The organism is Achromobacter pulmonis, from assembly GCF_002885955.2.
Lineage (GTDB): Bacteria > Pseudomonadota > Gammaproteobacteria > Burkholderiales > Burkholderiaceae_B > Achromobacter > Achromobacter pulmonis_A.
The window spans coordinates 29,699-48,760 of the sequence record NZ_POQS01000007.1 but is presented as its reverse complement, the minus strand read 5'-3'; the positions used below and the strand labels follow the sequence as shown (position 1 = coordinate 48,760).

At 67.3% G+C, this 19,062-nt stretch carries 16 protein-coding genes and 2 pseudogenes; 5 read left to right on the top strand and 13 right to left on the bottom strand.

Annotated elements, in window-relative coordinates; genetic code table 11:
* Window positions 1-14: 14 nt before the first annotated feature.
* Entirely contained in the window at window positions 15-821 is an 807-nt protein-coding gene (gene hisN, locus C1I89_RS24300) for a histidinol-phosphatase (protein WP_102775007.1), read from the bottom strand.
* A 194-nt stretch (window positions 822-1,015) separates the two neighbouring features.
* On the opposite strand from hisN, the gene C1I89_RS24295 reads away from it, so the two are divergent.
* Genes C1I89_RS24295 through C1I89_RS24280 form a run of 4 tightly spaced genes read left to right on the top strand, consistent with a single transcriptional unit; the run spans window position 1,016 to window position 5,567 of the window.
* Window positions 1,016-2,029 (top strand): ABC transporter substrate-binding protein, encoded by a 1,014-nt coding sequence (locus C1I89_RS24295; RefSeq protein WP_440130663.1) that lies wholly within the window; start codon window positions 1,016-1,018, stop codon window positions 2,027-2,029.
* A 49-nt stretch (window positions 2,030-2,078) separates the two neighbouring features.
* Complete coding sequence (locus tag C1I89_RS24290) at window positions 2,079-3,086, top strand: ABC transporter ATP-binding protein (protein WP_102775005.1); 1,008 nt, start codon at window positions 2,079-2,081, stop codon at window positions 3,084-3,086.
* A 10-nt stretch (window positions 3,087-3,096) separates the two neighbouring features.
* Window positions 3,097-4,779 (top strand): ABC transporter permease subunit, encoded by a 1,683-nt coding sequence (locus C1I89_RS24285; RefSeq protein WP_102775004.1) that lies wholly within the window; start codon window positions 3,097-3,099, stop codon window positions 4,777-4,779.
* Between the two features lie 26 nt (window positions 4,780-4,805).
* Window positions 4,806-5,567 (top strand): DeoR/GlpR family DNA-binding transcription regulator, encoded by a 762-nt coding sequence (locus C1I89_RS24280; protein WP_102775003.1) that lies wholly within the window; start codon window positions 4,806-4,808, stop codon window positions 5,565-5,567.
* Between the two features lie 18 nt (window positions 5,568-5,585).
* Here the strand turns inward: C1I89_RS24280 and C1I89_RS24275 are convergent, their stop codons facing one another.
* From C1I89_RS24275 to C1I89_RS24255, 5 genes and pseudogenes are all read right to left on the bottom strand, one after another.
* Complete coding sequence (locus C1I89_RS24275) at window positions 5,586-6,581, bottom strand: Bug family tripartite tricarboxylate transporter substrate binding protein (RefSeq protein WP_102775002.1); 996 nt, start codon at window positions 6,579-6,581, stop codon at window positions 5,586-5,588.
* Window positions 6,582-6,721: 140 nt separating this feature from the next.
* Window positions 6,722-8,041: pseudogene (locus tag C1I89_RS34625) on the bottom strand (rhodanese-like domain-containing protein); the annotation flags it as partial.
* A gap of 320 nt (window positions 8,042-8,361) precedes the next feature.
* Window positions 8,362-8,625, bottom strand: a pseudogene (locus tag C1I89_RS35410) (rhodanese-like domain-containing protein); the annotation flags it as partial.
* An 8-nt stretch (window positions 8,626-8,633) separates the two neighbouring features.
* Entirely contained in the window at window positions 8,634-9,818 is a 1,185-nt protein-coding gene (metC, locus tag C1I89_RS24260; protein ID WP_102775001.1) for a cystathionine beta-lyase, read from the bottom strand.
* A gap of 2 nt (window positions 9,819-9,820) precedes the next feature.
* A complete protein-coding gene (locus C1I89_RS24255; protein WP_102775000.1) occupies window positions 9,821-10,408 on the bottom strand; it encodes a cysteine dioxygenase family protein in 588 nt (195 codons plus the stop codon).
* 114 nt (window positions 10,409-10,522) lie between these two features.
* Here C1I89_RS24255 and C1I89_RS24250 point away from each other — a divergent pair, with 114 nt between their 5' ends.
* The gene (locus C1I89_RS24250; RefSeq protein ID WP_102774999.1) at window positions 10,523-11,410 is read left to right on the top strand and encodes a LysR substrate-binding domain-containing protein; all 888 of its coding nucleotides are present in this window, start codon (window positions 10,523-10,525) and stop codon (window positions 11,408-11,410) included.
* Here the strand turns inward: C1I89_RS24250 and C1I89_RS24245 are convergent.
* The 7 genes from C1I89_RS24245 to C1I89_RS34185 form a co-directional block, all read right to left on the bottom strand.
* Window positions 11,404-12,408, bottom strand: a complete 1,005-nt coding sequence (locus C1I89_RS24245; RefSeq protein ID WP_102774998.1) for an asparaginase — start codon at window positions 12,406-12,408, stop codon at window positions 11,404-11,406. The two genes, C1I89_RS24250 and C1I89_RS24245, sit on opposite strands and share 7 nt — an antisense overlap.
* Window positions 12,401-13,321: a ParB/RepB/Spo0J family partition protein gene (locus tag C1I89_RS24240; RefSeq protein WP_102774997.1), complete on the bottom strand. Its 921-nt coding sequence runs from the start codon at window positions 13,319-13,321 to the stop codon at window positions 12,401-12,403. The genes C1I89_RS24245 and C1I89_RS24240 overlap by 8 nt, the downstream gene beginning before the upstream one ends.
* A 43-nt stretch (window positions 13,322-13,364) precedes the next feature.
* On the bottom strand, window positions 13,365-14,189 hold the full coding sequence (locus C1I89_RS24235; protein ID WP_102774996.1) for a GNAT family N-acetyltransferase: 825 nt from the start codon (window positions 14,187-14,189) through the stop codon (window positions 13,365-13,367).
* A 9-nt stretch (window positions 14,190-14,198) separates the two neighbouring features.
* The gene (locus C1I89_RS24230; RefSeq protein WP_102774995.1) at window positions 14,199-14,999 is read right to left on the bottom strand and encodes a ParA family protein; all 801 of its coding nucleotides are present in this window, start codon (window positions 14,997-14,999) and stop codon (window positions 14,199-14,201) included.
* The gene (gene rsmG / locus C1I89_RS24225; protein WP_181391055.1) at window positions 14,996-15,652 is read right to left on the bottom strand and encodes a 16S rRNA (guanine(527)-N(7))-methyltransferase RsmG; all 657 of its coding nucleotides are present in this window, start codon (window positions 15,650-15,652) and stop codon (window positions 14,996-14,998) included. Before rsmG ends, C1I89_RS24230 begins: the two co-directional genes overlap by 4 nt.
* Before the next feature lie 83 nt (window positions 15,653-15,735).
* Window positions 15,736-17,655 carry a tRNA uridine-5-carboxymethylaminomethyl(34) synthesis enzyme MnmG gene (mnmG, locus tag C1I89_RS24220; protein ID WP_102774993.1) on the bottom strand — a complete coding sequence of 640 codons (1,920 nt, stop codon included), beginning with the start codon at window positions 17,653-17,655 and terminating at the stop codon, window positions 15,736-15,738.
* Window positions 17,656-18,267: 612 nt separating this feature from the next.
* Window positions 18,268-18,774 carry a hypothetical protein gene (locus tag C1I89_RS34185; RefSeq protein WP_146196942.1) on the bottom strand — a complete coding sequence of 169 codons (507 nt, stop codon included), beginning with the start codon at window positions 18,772-18,774 and terminating at the stop codon, window positions 18,268-18,270.
* Between the last annotated feature and the right edge of the window lie 288 nt (window positions 18,775-19,062).

Sequence of the window (19,062 nt, the reverse complement as noted above, 5' to 3'; positions counted from 1 at the left end):
GGGCGGCGCGGCGTTCAGGTCGCGGCCGCCCCCAGCAGCCGCATCGCCTGGCGATGCAGCTGCGGCGTGGCGGCCGCGATCACGCGGCCCTGCGACTGGAGGCCGAGCGGCTGCCCGGACCAGTCGGTAATGACGCCGCCTGCCCCTTCGATCACGGGCATCAGCGCCAGATAGTCGTATGGCTGCAGGCCGGACTCGACCACCAGGTCGACGTGGCCGCTGGCCAGCAGCCCGTAGCTGTAGCAGTCGCCGCCGTAGCGGCGCATGCGCGCGGCCTGCGCCAGCGCGTCGAAGGCGGCCAGCTCGGCGCCGGCGAAGATGTCCGGCGAGGTCGCGTAGAGGATGGCCTCGCCCAGTTCGGTGCAGCCGCTGACGCGACAGGCGTGGCCGTTCAGGCTGGCGGGCTGGCCGGCCGCGCCGATCCAGCGTTCGTCCAGCGCGGGAATGTCGATCAGGCCCAGCACCGGCCTGCCGCGGTGCAGCAGCGCCAGCAGCGTGCCCCACAGCGGGTTGCCGGAAATAAAGGCGCGGGTGCCGTCTATGGGATCGAGCGACCAGACCAGCTCGGCCTCCATGTGCGATACGCCGAACTCCTCGCCCAGGATGCCGTGCTCCGGGTATTGCTCCGCGATGGCCGCGCGCAGGGCCGTCTCGACTTCGCGGTCGGCTTGGGTGACGGGGCTGGCGTCGGCCTTGGTGTCGACCGCCAGCGGATGGCGGAACCACTTGCGCGACAGCGGCCGCACGCGGTCGGCCAGCGTCTGGGCGAACGCGCGATAGGCGGCCAGCTGCGGCGCGGATAGCGGCAATGAGGTTTGCATCGGTGATGCCTCCAGACCGGCCGCGGGATCGGGCCCAGGCCAAAAAAAACCGTGCATACGAGGTTTTTCCAGTCTAGACACGTTGCCACAAATTTGCAAATATACTTAAAACTGCAACTCGCACCTGTCTTGCAGCCCCGCAGTCCGCATATGTAGCTCGCACCGTTGCCGTGTATTCCAACCGGAGTCCCATCATGCAATGTATGAAGAAGCTCAGCCTTGTGGTTGCAGTAATTTCCCTAGGTGCCATCGGCTCGCAGGCCCATGCCGGCGCCATCACCGTCTACACCGCGCTCGAGGAAGACGAGATCGCGGCCTACCTCAAGGCGGCCAACGCCGCCATGCCCGACCTGAAAGTCAACGTGCTCCGCCTGTCCACCGGCGACCTGGGCGCGCGCCTGATCGCCGAGGCCTCCAACCCGCAGCAGGACGTGATCTGGGGCTTCGCGGTCAGCAATATGCTCGACCCGCGCCTGCAGAACCTGCTGGAACCCTATGCGGTCAAGGGCATGGACGCCCTGCCCGCCCGCTACAAGGGCGCCGACAACAAGTGGTTCGCCGCCACCGGCTACGTGGCGGCGTTCTGTGTCAACACCGACAGGCTGAAGTCCAAGAACCTGCCCATGCCCACGTCATGGGAAGACCTGACCAAGCCCGCCTACAAGGGCGAGATCGTGATCCCCAGCCCGGCCGCCTCCGGCACCGGCTATCTGCAGATCGCCGCCCTGCTGCAGGGCCTGGGCAAGGAAAAGGGCTGGGCCCTGCTCAAGGACCTGGACAAGAACGTGGCGCAGTACACGCCTTCCGGTTCGCGTCCCTGCAAGATGGCGCGCGCCGGCGAGTACGCGATCGGCGTGTCCTTCGCCTTTCCGGCCATGCAGTCCATCGAAGAGGGCTATCCCATCAAGATGGTGATCCCGTCCAAATGGGTGGGCTACGAGCTGGAGGCTTCGGGCCTGATGAAAACGGCCAAGAATCCCGCGGACGCCAAGCGCTTCCTGGACTGGACCCTGTCGCAGCAGGCCGGCGGCCTCTACAGCAAGTACAAGGAACTCGTCACCATCCCCGGCGCCGCCCCCAACAAGGCCGCCGAGGCCGCGGGCCTGCCCAAGGACCTGGGCACGGTGCTGTACCCCGTGGACTTCCAGAAGTCGGCGGCCGAGCGGGACGCCATCATCAAGACCTGGCAGGAAACCATCAAGCGTTGACGGCGGCGCGGCCGGCCGCCGCCGGCCGCGTCCCGTCCTGGAGACGCCCATGTACCTGGAATTGCGCGGGATACGCAAGACTTTCGACGGCTCGGTCGCGCTGCAGGACATCGACCTGTCGGTGGGCGAGCATGAATTCGTCTGCCTGCTCGGGCCCAGCGGCTGCGGCAAGACCACGCTGCTGCGCATCGTGGCCGGGCTGCTGCCGTTCGACCGCGGCGCCATCACGCTGGGCGGGCACGACCTGAGCGCGCTGCCGGCGCGCAAGCGCGGCTTCGGCATCGTGTTCCAGTCGTACTCGCTGTTTCCCAACATGACCGTGGCCGAGAACGTGGGCTACGGCCTGCGCATCCGCGGCGAAAGCCGCGAGCGCATCGCGTCGCGGGTGCGCGAACTGCTGGCGCTGATCAAGCTGCCCGAGCACGCCGAACGCTACCCGCACCAGCTCTCCGGCGGCCAGCAGCAGCGCGTGGCGCTGGCGCGCGCGCTGGCCGTGGACCCGGCGCTGATCCTGCTGGACGAACCGCTGTCGGCGCTGGACGCGCGCGTGCGCACCGATATGCGCGCCGAGATCCACGACGTGCAGCGGCGCCTGAAAATCCCGACCATCATGGTCACCCACGACCAGGAAGAAGCCTTGACGCTGGCCGACAAGATCGTCTGCATGAACGACGGGCGCATCGAGCAGGTCGGCTCGCCGGCCGACCTCTATCTGCGCCCGCGCACGCGTTTCGTGGCCAACTTCGTCGGCCTGAGCAACCTGCTGCCCACCGACTGGGTGCGCGAAGCCATGCCCGAGCTGCTGGCGAGCCGCCCCGAAGGCGCCAGCGAGCGCTATGAAGCCTGCCTGCGGCCCGAGAACCTGCGGGTGGCGGCCGACGAGCGCGGCGCCGGCCGCGTGCAGGACATGACGTTCATGGGCAACCTGACCCGCCTGCGCATCGCGTGGCGCGGACGCGAACTGGTGGTGGAGCAGCATGGCGCGGCCGGGCTGGCGCGCGGCGCCCCCGTGCGCCTGGACGCGGAGCCGGGCCAGTGCGCCTGGGTCAGCGTATGAGGGCGCTCCGATGAGCGCCGCACACGCCGGCGCCGCGCTGGCCGCCCCCGCCGGCCGCGCGCCCTGGACGGCCGACCGCCTGCTGCTCTGGACCTGCGTCGGCATACCGATGGCGGGCCTGGCGCTGTTCTTCCTCTATCCGCTGGCGACCGTGGCCTGGAACAGCCTGGTCGAGAAAGACGGCTCCATCGGCCTGGGCAACTACGCCGAAGTCTTCGCCACGCGCGGCATCCTGACCGCCACGCTCAACAGCCTGGTCATGAGCTTCGCCACCACGGCGGTCAGCATCGTGCTGGGCTTCGCCATCGCCTATGGGCTGGACCGCAGCTGCATGCGCGGCAAGGCCATCGTGCGGGTGGCGCTGGTGCTGCCGCTGCTGGCCCCGTCGCTGGTGCAGGGCCTGGGCCTGATCTTCCTGCTGGGGCGCAACGGCCTGGTGCACCGCTGGACCGGCTGGGACATCGACATCTACGGCTTCTGGGGGCTGCTGATCTCCAACGTGTTCTATGCCCTGCCCCAGGCCGTGCTGATCCTGCAGGCGGCGCTGCGCAACATGGATGCGCGCTACTACGACGCGGCCGAAGTCATGGGCGCCTCCAGCGCGCGCCAGTTCTTCGACATCACCCTGCCCAACTGCAAGTTCGGCCTGCTGAGCGCGGCCTTCGTGGTGTTCGTCATCACCATCACCGATTTCGGCAACGCCGCGGTGATCGGCGGCAACTACCGCGTGCTGGCCACCGAGATCTACAGCCAGGTGTCCGGCCAGATGAACTTCGGCCTGGGGTCGGTGGTGGGCATCCTGCTGCTGCTGCCTTCGCTGATATCGGTGCAGATAGAGCGCGTGGCCTCGCAGCGCCAGTTCGGCTCGGCCTCGCCCGGCGGCCTGAGGGTCGCGCCGCAGCCGGCGCGGGCGCGCGACGCCGCCTTCGGCGCCGCCGTGCTGCTGGCCGCCGGCGCCATCATCGTCACGGTGGCCACGGTGGTGTTCGCCAGTTTCATGCGGCTGTGGCCCTACCGCATGGAATGGACGCTGAAGCACTATGACATCACGGTCAGCGGCGGCTACGCGCCGCTGTGGACCTCGCTGTACCTGTCGCTGGCCGCCGCCGGCGGCGGGGTGCTGCTGCTGTTCTTCCTGAGCTTCGGCGTCTGCCGCATCCCGCGCGCCTGGGCCAAGCCGGTGTACATGCTGTCGGTGCTGCCGGTGGGGGTGCCGGGCCTGGTGCTGGGCCTGTCCTACATCTTCGCGTTCAACGCGCCCGGCACGCCGCTGTACGCGCTGTACGGCAGCGCGGCGCTGATCGCGCTGTGCAACTTCTACCACTACCATACGCAGGGGTTCCTGACGATGATGACCGGCATGCGGGCCGTGCCGCAGGCCCTGGAGGAAGCGGTCAGCTGCCTGGGCGGCGGCACCCTGCGGGTGCTGCGCGACGCGGTGCTGCCGCTGATCGGTCCGACGGTGCTGGGCGTCTTCTTTTTCCTGTTCATGCGCTCCATGGTCACGCTGTCGGCGGTGATCTTCCTGGTCACGCCTTCGGTCAGCGTGGCCCCGGTTTCGGTGCTGCGCCTGGACGAAGCCGGATTCGTCTCGCGGGCGGCGGCCTATTCAACGCTTATCATGCTGGTCGTTGGAGGTTCCCTGCTGGCCCTGCGCGCGCTGATTGCGTGGGCCGCGCGGCGGCGGGCATAGGGATAGAGAACTAGGAAACATCGGATATGTGGCAAGAAGAGCGGTATCAGAGAATCCGCGCCCTGCTGTCTTCATTGCAGCAGGTATCGACCGACCGCATCGTCGGCGAATTGGGGGTATCGCGGGAGACCGTCAGGCGCGACCTGCTGGAGCTGGAATCGATGGGCGAACTGCGCCGGGTGCATGGCGGCGCGGTGCCGGTGCACAGCGAGCCGCCCATCGCCGAACGCGTGCACACCCGCGTCAAGTACAAGCGCGCCATCGCGCGGGCGGCGGCCGGCCTGGTCTCCAGCGGCCAGACCCTGTTCCTGGACGCGGGCAGCACCACCAGCGTGCTGGCCGACGAACTGGCCAAGCTGTCGGGCCTGACCATCATCACCAACTCGTTCGACGTGGCCCTCAAGGTCGGCACCGCCGGCAGCGGCGCCAACCAGCTCATCATGCTGGGCGGCTCGGTCAGCGGCCCGGTCTGCGCCACCGCCGGCGACATCACGATCGCGGAAATCCACCGCTACCGCGCCGACCTGGCGCTGCTGTCGCCGGTGGGCGTGGACGCGGAGTTCGGCGCCACCAACTACGATCTGCGCGAAGCCGAAGTGGCGCGCGCCATGACCGCCAACGCCAAGCGGCTGGTGCTGCTGGCCGACTTCAGCAAGATCGGCCTGTGCAGCCGCGTGTCCTATTGCGGCGTGGACCGCATCGACCACCTGGTCACCAACACCAGCGCGCAGAAAAAACCGGCCTACGCCGCGCTGAAGGCGGCGGTCGGCGACGTCCTGGCCGTATAGGGCGCCGCCGCGCCGGCTTCAGTCCAGCGACACGCCGGCGGTCTTGACCATGCCGGCCCAATAGGCCGTGTCTTGCGCCAGGCGCGTCTTGAAGGCCTCGGGCTGGCTGCCCACCGCATTGCTGCCGCCGCCGTTGATCTTCGCGACCACCTCGGGCGACTTCATCGCCTGGCCCACCGCCTGCGCCAGATAGGCGATGCGCTCGGGGGGGGTGCCGGCCGGCGCGAACAGCCCGTACCAGTCATCGGCCGTGATGCCCTCCATGCCGGACTGCTTGAGCGTGGGCGCGCCCTTGAAGCGGCCGATGCTGGTCTCGTGGCTCATCGCCAGCACGCGCAGCTTGCCCGCGGCCACCATGGGCTCGGCCGACGCCGGAGACGTGATCAGCATGTCCACCGTGCCGCCCATCAGGTCGGTGATGGCGGGCGCGGCGCCGCGGTACGGCACGTGCACCAGCTGGACGTCGGCCTTCTTCGACACCAGCGCGCCCATCAGGTGGCTCATGGTGCCGTTGCCGGGCGTCGCGTAGGTGACCACGCCGGGCTGCTTGCGCGCGGCCTCCAGATAGTCTTTCAGGGACTGGTACGGGCTTTCGGTGCGCGTCACCAGCACCAGCGGCGCCGAGGTGATCTGGGAAATGGGCACGAAGTCCTTGATCGGGTCGAAGCCCACGTTCTTGTAGACGCGCGGATTGACCGCCATCACGCTGGTCTGCGACATCACCAGGGTGTAGCCGTCGGGCTTGGCGCGCGAGACCTGCGCGGTGCCGACGTTGCCGCCCGCGCCGGAGCGGTTTTCCACCACCACGCTCTGGCCCGTGATGGCCCCCAGCTCCTGCGCGATCAGGCGCGCCACGTTGTCGTTGCCGCCGCCCGGCGGGAACGGCGAGACGATGGTGATGGCCTGCTTGGGATAGTCGGCCAGCGGCGCGGGCGCCTGGGCATGGGCGGCGCCGGCGCACAGCAGGCCGGCCACGGCCGCGGTTGCGCAAAAGTACGATGCGATCTGCTTCATTTGGATTTCCCCTGGTATTGGCGGCCGGATGCTCGGCCGTCCGTTGCATTTCGGTTCGCAATGAACCGCCCGCACCCCGGCGGCGTCAGCCGCGGGGCGTACTGTCTGGATGCATTTGCCGCGCCTCGCGGCGCGATAGGTCAGCCGGCCGGAAAGCGGTAGGCCGCGCGTTCTCGATCGTCGATCTGCCTGACCAGATTGGTTTCCCAGGCCAGGTACTGGCGCGCCGCGGCCTTGTTGCCGTCGTGACGGTCATGCACGAAAAACAGGTAGTCGATACAGTCCGCGTCGGCGGGCTCGTCAGGCGTGGACGCCAGCGCGATGCCCTGGGCGGACCAGCCGGCCGGCGTGCCGGTATTGGCGCTGACGTCGTCGACGCCCAGCGCCTTCAAGTCCTGCGCGGCCCAGGCGGCCAGCGCGGCGTCTTCGGCCAGCAGCACCACCGGGCGCGAGGCGTCCAGGCGCAGGCGGTCCAGGCGCGGGCGGATGGCCCAGCGCGCGCCGTCGATATGCCGGGCGCGATAGCGCATGCCCGGGCGGATATCCAGCAGCTGCGCGCCCTGCGCCATCGCCTCGGCCAGCGCGGCGTCGTCCAGCACGCGGACCTGCGGCGCGGGCGTCCTGTCCACACGCAACGCCAGACGGGCGCGCACGCCCTCTTTCAGCACGCTGGCGTCCCAGCCCATCTGCCGCAGCCAGCTGGCGATGACCGGCGCGCGCACGCCTTCGGCGTCGAACACGACGATGCGCGCGCCGCGCACGGCCACGTACTGGTCGGTGGCCTGGATCAGCTGGCCGCCGGGCGTGTGCTGCGCGCCGGGCAAAGAGCCCTGGGCGTATTCCTCGGCGCTGCGCACGTCGCACAGAAAGGTGCTGCGCGCCGCGTCGTCCAGCCAGGCCTGCACGTCGCCGGCGGACACCATGGGCACGCCGTGGCGCTCGGCCAGCGCGGCGGAACGCTGCGCCAGCGCCGGCAGGTCCTGCGGCGCGATGTCGTCGCCGTAGCGGCGCAGCGCGCCGTGTTCCAGCTGCAGGTCTTCGAGATACCAGCCCTGCGTGCCGTTTTCCAGCGCGTACACGGGATTGGGCACGCCCAGATTGATCAGCGTCTGGGCGCCGATGATGCTGCGCGTGCGGCCGGCGCAATTGACCACGATGGTGGTCTGCGGGCTTTTGGCCAGCGTGTGGGCGCGCAGCGCCAGCTCGCCGTTGGGGCAGCAGACGCCGCCCGGGATGCTCATCTTCTGGTATTCGGAATAGGGCCTGCCGTCCAGCACGATCAGGTCGTCGCCGCGGCGCTGGCGCTCGGCCAGTTCGCGCGCGCCGATGCGCGGGGTGTGGAAAACTTCTTCGGCCAGTTCGCCGAAGGTCTTGCTGGGCACGTTGACGCCGGCGAAGGCGGCGTAGCCGTCTTCGCGCCACTGCGCGATGCCGCCGGCCAGGCGGTGCACATTGGTATAGCNNNGGTGGTCTGCGGGCTTTTGGCCAGCGTGTGGGCGCGCAGCGCCAGCTCGCCGTTGGGGCAGCAGACGCCGCCCGGGATGCTCATCTTCTGGTATTCGGAATAGGGCCTGCCGTCCAGCACGATCAGGTCGTCGCCGCGGCGCTGGCGCTCGGCCAGTTCGCGCGCGCCGATGCGCGGGGTGTGGAAAACTTCTTCGGCCAGTTCGCCGAAGGTCTTGCTGGGCACGTTGACGCCGGCGAAGGCGGCGTAGCCGTCTTCGCGCCACTGCGCGATGCCGCCGGCCAGGCGGTGCACATTGGTATAGCCCAGCGCGGCCAGCGCGCGCGCGGCGCGCAAGGCGGTGGCGTCGTCGCCGCCCTCGTCGTAGATCGCCATCCGCACGTCGCGTCGCGGCGCCAGGCGCACGACGTCCACTTCGAGCCGGCTGTAGGGCAGCGGCACGGCGTAGAACAGGTGGGACTCGCCGTACTGGCCGTGTTCGCGCACGTCCAGCAACGCGATTTCGCCGCCGTCATGCAGCCATTGCTTGAGCGTGTGCGTATCGACGTCGGCGACGGAATGGTCAGGGGTGGGATGCATCATCGGATTCAGAGGGAACGGGAAACGGAGGAAAGCGCGGACAGCGCATGTTCGAGATCGGCGATGAGGTCTTCGGGGTCTTCCAGGCCGATGTGCAGGCGCGCCATGACACCGCGCTTTTCGGTGTCGGGCAGCGAACGGCAGCTATCCAGCCGCACCGGGATCGCCAGGCTTTCGAATCCGCCCCACGACGCGCCGATGCCGAAAAGCCGCAGCCCGTCGAGCAGGCGTTCGACGTCCGCCTCGCCGAACCCGGCCGAGAACTCCACCGTCAGCAAGCCGTTGGCGCCGCTGCAGTCGCGCTTCCAGATGGCGTGCGAGGGATCGCCGGGCAGCGCCGGACAGAGCACGCGCGCCACTTCGGGGCGGCCCAGCAGCCAGTCCGCCACGCGCAGCGCGCTGCGCGCATGCTGGGCCATGCGCAGGGGCAGCGAACGCATGCCACGCAGCACCAGGTACGCGTCGTCGGCGCCCACCGTCTGGCCGAAATCGATGGTGGCGCGCTCCAGGGCGCGCCAGGCGCGCGCATTGGTCACGACCGCGCCCATCATCACGTCGGCATGTCCGCCCAGGTATTTGGTGGCCGCGAGAATGGAGATGTCGGCGCCCAGCGCCAGCGGCTGGCACAGCAGGCCGGAGGCCCAGGTGTTGTCCACAGCCAGCCAGCAGTCATGCCGGCGCGCCAGTTCGGCGAGCGCGGGCAGGTCCGGCATCTCGTAGGTCAGCGAACCGGGCGACTCGGCATAGATCATCCGCGTGTTGGGGCGGATGAGCGCCGCGATGCCGGCGCCGTCCGGCCGGTAGTACGTGTATTCGACGCCCAGCCGCGACAGGTGCTCGGCGCAGAAGCGGCGCACCGGCTCGTACACCGCATCGGTGAGCAGCACGTGGTCGCCGGCGCGCAGATAGGCGAGCAGCACGGTGGCGATGGCGGCCTGGCCGGTCGGATACAGATTGGCGCGGTGGCCGCCCTCCAGCTCGACCAGCGCATCCTCGAGCGCGTGGGTGCTGTCGGTGCCGCGCGCGCCATAGGACGGCAGGCGTTCCTGTTCGCGCCGGGCGCGCGTATCGCGCCAGGCCTGCACGCTGTCGAAGACATAGGTGCTGGCGCGCGTGACCGGCGTATTGACCCAGCCCCGGTGGGGACGCCCTGCGCGCAGCAGGCGCGTCGCGGGCCGCAGCGGCTTGTCCATGCTCAGCGCCGCGTCTGCACGCCGATCGGCATGACTTTGCAGGTGCCCGCTTCCAGGTCGAACGCCAGGCGTTCGTTCAGGGTCTCCAGCGCGCGGCCGTACATGTGCAGGTGGCGGATGACGCTGTCGCCCTGGATTTCCACGGCGTGGATGTCATCCGGCATCAGCGCGATGCCGGCGCCCGGCCCCACCACCACGGTGCCGGTCTGCTTCAGGCGGCCCACGCCGGGCGTCGCGCCGTCGTCCAGGCGGTCGTACACGTAGTTGTGTTCCACGCCTTCCACGGCCGCGATACAGGCCCAGGTCGTGTGGTTGTGGGGAACGATCTGCTTGCCCGGACGCATCACGTTCAGATAGAGCGCGTAGCTTTTGTCGGGGTCTTCGGCGATCAGGTAGCGCGCCTGGCGCTCGCCGTCCTCGGGCGCGGGATAGCGGTCGGCCGCCCACCAGTCGGTGTGGCCGGCCAGGCCGATCAGCTCGTCCAGCACCAGCTTGAGGCTGTCGCGGTTCAGCCCCTTATTTCCTACAGTTTTCTTAATATTTCCGATGGCGCCGTCTATGCCGGCCTGATGGGGATGCGGAGTGCTCACTTTGATTTTCCCTGTTGTCGGTCGTTATCAAAGCCAATGTATCCCCCGCGCCCGGCGTAAACAATTTAAATTGCCTTAATATTCCATTAGCGTTCCTAATACTTTTAGCCTGCCATGCGCAATCTGGACCTGGACCTGCTCCGCACCCTGACCGCCATCGCCCAATACGAGACCTTCTCGCAGGCCGCCACCCGGCTGCACAAGACCCAGTCGGCCGTGACCCAGCAGATGCAGCGGCTGGAATCGGTCATCGGCCAGCCGCTGTTCGAAAAGCAGGGCCGCAACAAGGTGCTGTCCTCGCATGGCCGGCGCCTGGTGGCCTACGCGCGCCACATACTGGCCATCAACGACGAGGCGCTGCGCGCCCTGCAGGACGGGCCGCTGGAAGGCGACCTGCGCCTGGGCGCGCCGCTGGACGTGGCCGACACCATATTGCCCACCCTGCTGATGCACATCGCGCGCTCGGCGCCGCGCGTGAAACTGGAGATCCGCACCGATCGCAGCCCGTTCCTGATGGACGCGCTGCGCGCCGGCGAGCTGGACCTGACGATCTCGACCCGCTTCGACCAGGAGTTCGAAGGCGTGGCGCTGCGCAGTTCGCCCACGGTGTGGCTGGCCTGCGCCGACTATGTGCACGATATGCACGCCCCGGTGCCGCTGGTGCTGGCCGACGAGCCCAGCATCTTCCGCCGGCTGGCGCTCAATGCGCTGGAACAGGCGCAGGTGCGCTGGCACACCAACTACGTGGCGCCGAACCTGGTGGGGATCAAGGCCGCGCTGCGCGCGCGCCTGGGCGTGACGGCGCGCAGCGTGGAACTGCTGGGGCCGGAGATGCGGGTGCTGGGCGAGAAGGAAGGGCTGCCGCCGCTGCCGGACGTGACCTACTTCCTGTGGATAAGACGCGATCTGATCAATCCGCTGACGCGCCAGGTCTACGACATGCTCAAGACCCAGCTCGGCCTGGGCCGCGGACTCCAGGCGGCCGATTCAGGCGTTCAGTAGCGGTCGAAGAAGCGCTGCAGCGCCTGCGGGTCGCGCGTGACGCACAGGCCCAGCATCAGCAGGATGCGCGCCTTCTGCGGGTTCAGGTCGCGCGCGGCGACGAAGCCCAGGGCGGCGTCGTCCAGTTCCACGTCGCGCGCCACCAGGCCGCTGCCGGTGCGGCTGGCGCGCACCACCGCGACGCCGCTGGCGGCGGCCCGCAGCAGGCCGTCGATGGCCAGGTCGGTGGCGTTGCCGTCGCCGACGCCGGCCAGCACGATGCCGTCGGCCGCGCCGGCCAGGAAATCGATCAGGTCGTCCTGCAGGTCGGCGTGGGCGTAGACGATGGCCACGCGCGGCCAGCCGGCCCGCTCCAGCAATGCGAGTGAAAACTCGCTTTCTGTGGTGTGCGCGGTGGTGTTGCGCGAATAGAACTGCGGCGCGCCGCCGTGCATGACGCCGGCGCGGCCGCGGTTCGGCGACGCGAACGCGCACAGGCCGGCGGCCGCGGTCTTCTGGATCTCGCGGGCGTAGTGCAGGTCCTCGTTCATGACCACCAGCGGTCCGCGGCCGCGGGCGTCGGGATGGCGCGCCAGCGCCACGGCGTTATACAGATTGGCCGGGCCCTCGGCGCCCAGCGCGGTGGCCGGACGCATGGCGCCCACCAGCACGATGGGCTTGTCGTGGCGGATCACCAGGCTTAGGAAATACGCGGTTTCCTCCAGCGTGTCCGTGCCGTGCGTGATGACGATGCCGGCCACCGATGGGTCCTGGCACAGCGCGTCCACGCGCAGCGCCAGCGCGCGCCAGACCTCGTGCGTCATGTTCTGGCTGCCGACGTTGGCGACCTGTTCGGCGCGAATGTCGGCGATGGCGGCCAGCTGCGGCACGGCGGCCAGCAGCTCGCCCACGCCGACCGAGCCCGCCTTGTAGCCGGCGGCGGTGGCGTCGGGCTGGGCGCCGGCGATGGTGCCGCCCGTCGCCAGTACGGCGATGACAGGCAGCGCGCGCTCAGGCATCCACCACTCCGGACAGGCCCTGGCGTTCCAGCAGCGAATTCAGGTGCTCCCAGCCGTGGAAGTCGATGACGATCTGCCCTTTTTCCTTGGCGCCCACCTTGAGCGCGACGCGCGTGCCCAGGTGGTCGGACAGGGCTTCCTCCAGGCGCGTCAGGTCGCGCGAGGCGCCGTTGGTTTTCTTGCGCGGCGCGGCCGACGCGTCGGCGTCCTTGGCGGTCTTGGCGACCAGTTTTTCGGCTTCGCGCACCGACAGGCGGCGCGCAATGATTAGATTGGCCAGCTGGATCTGCGTGGCCGCGTCCACGGCCAGCAGCGCGCGCGCGTGGCCCATGTCCACGTCGCCGGCCAGCAGCATGGTCTGCACCGGGGCGGCCAGGTTGAGCAGGCGCAGCAGGTTGCTGGTGGCCGAACGCGAGCGGCCGATGGCCTGTGCGGCCTGTTCGTGCGTGAGGCCGAATTCGTCCAGCAGGCGGCGCACGCCCTGCGCCTCTTCGAGCGGGTTCAGGTCTTCGCGCTGGATGTTTTCGATCAGCGCCATGACGGCCGCGTTCTCGTCGGCCACTTCGCGCACCAGCACCGGCACTTCCTTCAGGCCGGCGATCTGGGCGGCGCGAAAACGGCGCTCGCCCGCGATGATTTCGTACTGGCCGGGCGCGGCCTCGCCCAGCGCGCGCACAAGTATGGGTTGCATGATGCCTTGTGTGCGGATCGATTCGGCCAGTTCGCCCAGGGCGCCCTCGTCCATGCGCGTGCGCGGCTGGTATTTGCCGGCGCGCATCTTGGAGACGGGCAAGGTGGACGGCGGACCCTCGGGCTTGGCCGCGGCCTTGCCGATGTTCTCGATGGCGGGCGCGTCCGCGCCGAGCAAGGCGTCCAGTCCGCGGCCCAATCCCTTGGGTTTCTTGGTGGCCATAGTTAAATCCTCTTTCCTTCTGTTTTTGTATCCCGAGCCAGGCTCAGGTGTCCGCGTGCTCGGCGGGCACGCGATACCAATACGCGTAACAGTCTTTGAAACCGTAGCGGCCGTACAAGGCGCGCGCGGCTGAATTTTCCGGCTCGACCTGCAGATAGGCTGTCGTGGCGCCGCCGGCAGCGCCCAGAGCCAATAAGTGTTCCACCAGGGCGCCGGCATGGCCTTTGCGCCGCTCTGCGGGGTCGGTGACGATGTCGAACAGGCCGAGCAGATCGCCGTCGCGCACGGCCAGGCCGGCGGCGACGCCGCGCCCCGCCGCGTCCGTGGCAAGCACCGGCAGGATATCCACAGCCAGGCCCTGCAGGCGCCTGCGGTGTTCGTCGACGTGCTCGGGCAAGGCGCCGCGCATGGCGCCGACCGCCTGCGCGAAACGGTCTGCGGCGATCGTCTGGAACCGCAGCCCGCCCGTGGCGCCGTGCCCGGGCGCGAGCGGCATGCTCATGACCCGGGTCTCGCCGGTGTAAACATAACCGCGGGCCTCCAGGTCGGCATCGAGGGAAAAGTCGGGGCCGATGGAGGTCAGGCGCAGCACCATAGGCAGGCCATGGCGCGCGTACAACGATGAACAATACGCCAGCCGCTCATCCAGCGTACGTGTGGATAACCCCAGCACATTCACGCTGCGCATGCGCTTGGCCGGCGACTGCGCGAAACGCACCAGCCAGCCATCATAAAGCACCTGCGCGCCGACCGCCGTCGCGTTCAGCGCGGCCTCTTCGAGACGCACGCGCAGGCTGTCGCGCTCGCCGGCGCAAGGCACGCGGCGGGCGATCGACGGAAGCGGAGCGATGCGCGCGGAGGCCGACATGGATATGGATTACTTCAAATCCCGTTTTACGCGCTCGATCATTTCGGCACCAAATGCAATGTAGGCCTGCGCGCCGCGTGACGCGCGGTCATAGATCACGCCGGGCATGCCGTAACTGGGTGCTTCGGCCAGGCGCACGTTGCGCGGCACGACCGTCTTGAAGACCTTGTCGCCGAAATGCGCCTCGAGTTGCGCGGACACTTGCTGTTGCAGCGTCATGCGCGGGTCGAACATCACGCGCAGCAGGCCGATGACGCGCAGGTCGTCGTTGATGTTGCGATGCACGCGCTTGATGGTGTTGACCAGGTCGGACAGGCCTTCGAGCGCGAAGTATTCGCACTGCATCGGAATGATGACGCCGTGGGCGGCGGCCAGGCCGTTCAGGGTCAGCAGCGAGAGCGTGGGCGGGCAGTCGATCAGCACGAAGTCGTACTGGCTGGAGACGGTGTCGATGGCGGCCTTGAGCTGGCGCTCGCGCTGTTCCATCTGCACCAGGTCGATCTCGGCGCCGGAGAGTTCGCGGTTGGCCGGCAGCACGTCGTAGCCGCCCGATTCGGAGCGCACGCGCGCCTGTTCGATGCCGGCTTCGCCGATCAGCACCTGGTACAGGTTCGATTCGAGCGAGTTCTTGTCGATGCCGCTGCCCATCGTGGCGTTGCCCTGAGGGTCCAGGTCCACCAGCAGCACGCGTTGCTTGTGCGTGGCAAGGCCGGCCGCCAGGTTGATGGCGGTGGTCGTCTTGCCCACACCGCCCTTCTGGTTGGCAATGCAGAATACGCGGGCGGTCGTGCTGGGGGGTATGTTCTTCATAGGGTTCCTTGACTGCGGCGCATCCAGACCAGGCAGCGTTCCGCTTGCAGTTCCGGCACGGACAGCGGCTGTATGTGATCGACTTGCCATTGCCCGCGCGCATGCAACGCCTGGATTTCATCCTCGGGGTGCTTGCCCTTCATGGCGACGAGGGTACCATCGTTGCGCACGTGCCGACCTGCGAGCTGCGCAAAATCGTCCAGCGATGCGAAGGCGCGCGACGTGACAATGTTGCACTCGGCCGGCTCCAGCGTTTCGATGCGGGCGTGGCGCGCCTGCAGGTTGGGCAGGGCCAGCGCGCCGCTCATCTGGCGCACGAATGCGGTTTTCTTTTCGACGGCGTCCACGCAGGTCACGGACCAGTGCGGCCGCATGATGGCCAGGACGACGCCAGGCAGGCCTCCGCCCGAGCCGACGTCGTAGACCTTGGCCGGCGCGTCCGGACCGCCCAGCGCCTCGCTGAAGGGCGCCACGGCGGCCAGGCTGTCGAACAGGTGCTGCACCAGCATCTGCTGCGGATCGCGGATCGCGGTGAGGTTGTAGGTCCGGTTCCAGCGCTGCATCTGCGCCAGGTAGTCGAGCAGCCTGGCCCGGGCGGACGCGTCGGCGTCCAGCCCCAGCTGTTCGCACGCGCGCGCGAGCCGGCCGGCCATGTCGGCGGGCTGGTCTGCGCGGCCGGTCACGGAATGGCTTTCATGTACGCTGCGGTACTCGCCCTTGGGGCGCCCCACGGGGCTCATGCCGCTTGCTTGCGCGAGCCGTAGTGCAGGCGCTTCAAGTGGATGAGGAGCAGCGAGATGGCGGCGGGCGTGACGCCCGAGATCCGCGCGGCCTGGCCGATGGTCTCGGGACGGTGCGTCTTGAGCTTCTGGCGGACTTCGAACGACAGGCTGGTCACGGCGTCGTAGTCCACGTCGGCGGGAATGGGCTGCTGCTCGTGCGCGATGTGCTTCTGGACCTCGTCCTGCTGGCGCGCGATGTAGCCGGCGTACTTGACCTGGATCTCGACCTGCTCGGCCAGCACCTCGTCGGCGACCACCCCAGGACCGGCGAGCAGCGTGCCGTCGGTATTGCGGGCGGCCATCAGCGCTTCGTAGGAAACGCCGGGGCGTTTCAGCAGGTCTGCAAGTGAGTACTCACGTTCAATCGCCTTGCCCAGCAGCGGCTCGGCGACCTCGGCCGGCAGCACGCGCGGATTGACCCACGAGGACTTGAGGCGTTCGACTTCGGCGGCCACCGCGTCGCGCTTGCGGTTGAAGGCGTCCCAGCGCGCATCGTCGACGATGCCGAGGCGGCGGCCGATTTCCGTCAGGCGCAGGTCGGCGTTGTCTTCACGCAGGCTCAGACGGTATTCCGCCCGCGACGTGAACATGCGGTAGGGCTCGGTCACGCCGCGCGTGACCAGGTCGTCCACCAGCACGCCCAGGTAGGCTTCGTCGCGGCGCGGCGTCCATTGCTCGCGCTCCAGCGACAGCAGCGCGGCATTGGTGCCGGCCAGCAGGCCCTGGGCCGCAGCTTCTTCATAGCCGGTGGTGCCGTTGATCTGCCCGGCGAAGAACAGGCCGGCGATGGCCTTGGTCTCCAGCGTGCTCTTCAATCCACGTGGATCGAAGTAATCGTATTCGATGGCGTAGCCGGGGCGCAGGATGTGCGCGTTCTCCAGCCCGGGCAGCGAGTGAATCAGTTCCAGCTGCACGTCGAACGGCAGGCTGGTCGACACTCCGTTCGGATACACCTCGTGCGTGTCCAGGCCCTCGGGCTCCAGGAACACCTGGTGCGACTGCTTGTCGGCGAAACGGTGGATTTTGTCCTCGATGGACGGGCAATAGCGCGGGCCCACGCCTTCGATCACGCCGCTATACATGGGCGAACGGTCCAGGCCGCCGCGGATGATGTCGTGCGTGCGAGCATTGGTGTGCGTGATCCAGCAAGGCAGCTGCCGCGGATGCATCGCCACATTGCCCAGGTACGAGAACACCGGGATCGGGTCCAGGTCGCCAGGCTGCTCTTCCAGGATGCCGTAGTTGATCGAGCGTCCGTCGATGCGCGGCGGCGTGCCCGTCTTGAGCCGGCCCTGCGGAAGCTTGAGCTCCTTCAGGCGCTGCCCCAGCGAAATAGCGGGAGGATCTCCCGCCCGGCCGCCCGAGTAGTTCTGCAGGCCCACGTGAATCAGGCCGTTGAGGAACGTGCCGGCAGTCAGCACCACGGTCTTGGCCCGGAACTTCAGGCCTACCTGCGTCACCGCGCCGACCACACGGTCGCCCTCCACCATCAAGTCTTCCACGGCCTGCTGGAACAGCCACAGATTGGGCTGGTTCTCCAGACGGCCACGGATAGCCTTGCGGTACAGCACGCGGTCGGCCTGGGCGCGAGTGGCTCGCACGGCCGGCCCCTTGGAGCTGTTCAGGATGCGGAACTGAATCCCCGACTCATCGGTCGCCAAAGCCATTGCGCCGCCCAGGGCGTCGACTTCTTTGACAAGGTGTCCCTTGCCGATCCCACCGATGGAGGGATTGCAAGACATTTGACCTAGGGTTTCGATGTTATGCGTCAGCAGCAGCGTCTGTGCGCCGGTGCGCGCGGCAACCAAAGCCGCCTCGGTGCCGGCGTGGCCGCCACCGACAACGATGACATCGAATGCGCGGGGATAGTCCATGATGGGGAGGTAAGAGAGCGTTCGGTGCTCATTATAGAGGCAGGGCTTCCATGTTTCACGTGAAACATGTTTCGCTGCAGCAACGAAGCGTCGCAGCTCCCTTCAGGCGTCGGCAATTGACAACGACAGGCATGGAGACCCGCACAATATGTCGGCACCTGCCGGTGTTTCGAATGCGTGTTCCACGTGGAACATCGGGATTCAGATGTCTAAAGGAAGGCCCGCGGTGCTGCGATGTTTCACGTGAAACACTACCTTGGAGTCCCATTTAGCCGGATAGTCATTTCCAGGTTCGACACATAAGACGCCGATCTCGATGTTTCACGTGAAACATCGTCTCCACAGCGTTTTTCGTGTTTCACGTGAAACATACGGCAGATGAAAACGTCAGTCCCTCATCGTTGTTTCACGTGAGACCACGAAGTTCCGATGAAACGAAGAAAAACTGATATTTCCACCCCTACCCTACCCCTACCCCTGAAAAATCAATTTTTCCGAAGTATTCACCACATAATCAAGCAAAGGCAGACGACGCATTCGTGAACTGTTGTCCACGATCGCTCCGCTACACGTTATGAAAAACATTCCGGCAAAGTTCCATGCTGGCCGAGATCAGCAAAATTGACCCAATAAAACCGGCTTCGAGTTCATAACAAAGTTATCAACAAATCCAGCTGTCGTTGAATTACTGCGTGCCCGCGTTTCACGTGGAACAACTTTGGGGATAAGTCGAATACGGACAGCCGCAAGGGGCGTTCCCACGCCTATTCGCCGCGCACCGGAATCGCCAGGCCAAATCCATGAAAATGCACAAATACGCAAGCTGCCCCCTATGAAAGCGGCGCGTGCAGTACTCGGAAATGAAAGCAAGAAAGCAGCAAAAAGCGCAGCGCCGAAAAGCCGCATAGCGCCCTGCATAACCGTGGAAAACTTTGTGGATAAGATGGCGCCGCCGAACGGCCGCGCCGAAAAACTCACCGCCGGGCTGACATCGCCGGCCAACAAGATTTGATTTCCGAACTGGAATCGCCTGCCAAGTTCATCGCCTTGGCTTATCCCCAGTGTTATCCCATGCCGCAGCCATATTCCGGATCTATCGCATCCATAGAGCGCCGTCATCGGGAATCTTTGATGAAGCAAGTATCTTGCTCCTGCCCGGCTCGCCGCGCCATCATCCTTTTGGGTGAGTGCCGGATTATCCCCTGCGCGTTGTGGAAAACTCGCCTGCACGATTCAAGACAAAAAAATTAACCGCGCACGACGGCTAGCGGCCTGGCGTGGGCCATCTGCCATTGGGCATCCATGCCATCCGAAAGTCTTAGCGAGCTCCTGCTATCCCCATTTATATCCACAGGCGCGAACACCCGAATCGGGCTACCAAAGGCCTAATTCTGTGCATAACCGAGA

What these genes read in the sequence shown, in the direction of transcription:
- hisN (WP_102775007.1), bottom strand. Translation starts at nt 821, where the DNA reads ATGCAAACCTCATTGCCGCTATCCGCGCCGCAGCTGGCCGCCTATCGC.
- C1I89_RS24295 (WP_440130663.1), top strand. Translation starts at nt 1,016, where the DNA reads ATGCAATGTATGAAGAAGCTCAGCCTTGTGGTTGCAGTAATTTCCCTA.
- C1I89_RS24290 (WP_102775005.1), top strand. Translation starts at nt 2,079, where the DNA reads ATGTACCTGGAATTGCGCGGGATACGCAAGACTTTCGACGGCTCGGTC.
- C1I89_RS24285 (WP_102775004.1), top strand. Translation starts at nt 3,097, where the DNA reads ATGAGCGCCGCACACGCCGGCGCCGCGCTGGCCGCCCCCGCCGGCCGC.
- C1I89_RS24280 (WP_102775003.1), top strand. Translation starts at nt 4,806, where the DNA reads ATGTGGCAAGAAGAGCGGTATCAGAGAATCCGCGCCCTGCTGTCTTCA.
- C1I89_RS24275 (WP_102775002.1), bottom strand. Translation starts at nt 6,581, where the DNA reads ATGAAGCAGATCGCATCGTACTTTTGCGCAACCGCGGCCGTGGCCGGC.
- metC (WP_102775001.1), bottom strand. Translation starts at nt 9,818, where the DNA reads ATGGACAAGCCGCTGCGGCCCGCGACGCGCCTGCTGCGCGCAGGGCGT.
- C1I89_RS24250 (WP_102774999.1), top strand. Translation starts at nt 10,523, where the DNA reads ATGCGCAATCTGGACCTGGACCTGCTCCGCACCCTGACCGCCATCGCC.
- C1I89_RS24245 (WP_102774998.1), bottom strand. Translation starts at nt 12,408, where the DNA reads ATGCCTGAGCGCGCGCTGCCTGTCATCGCCGTACTGGCGACGGGCGGC.
- C1I89_RS24240 (WP_102774997.1), bottom strand. Translation starts at nt 13,321, where the DNA reads ATGGCCACCAAGAAACCCAAGGGATTGGGCCGCGGACTGGACGCCTTG.
- C1I89_RS24235 (WP_102774996.1), bottom strand. Translation starts at nt 14,189, where the DNA reads ATGTCGGCCTCCGCGCGCATCGCTCCGCTTCCGTCGATCGCCCGCCGC.
- C1I89_RS24230 (WP_102774995.1), bottom strand. Translation starts at nt 14,999, where the DNA reads ATGAAGAACATACCCCCCAGCACGACCGCCCGCGTATTCTGCATTGCC.
- rsmG (WP_181391055.1), bottom strand. Translation starts at nt 15,652, where the DNA reads ATGGCCGGCCGGCTCGCGCGCGCGTGCGAACAGCTGGGGCTGGACGCC.
- mnmG (WP_102774993.1), bottom strand. Translation starts at nt 17,655, where the DNA reads ATGGACTATCCCCGCGCATTCGATGTCATCGTTGTCGGTGGCGGCCAC.
- C1I89_RS34185 (WP_146196942.1), bottom strand. Translation starts at nt 18,774, where the DNA reads ATGACGGCGCTCTATGGATGCGATAGATCCGGAATATGGCTGCGGCAT.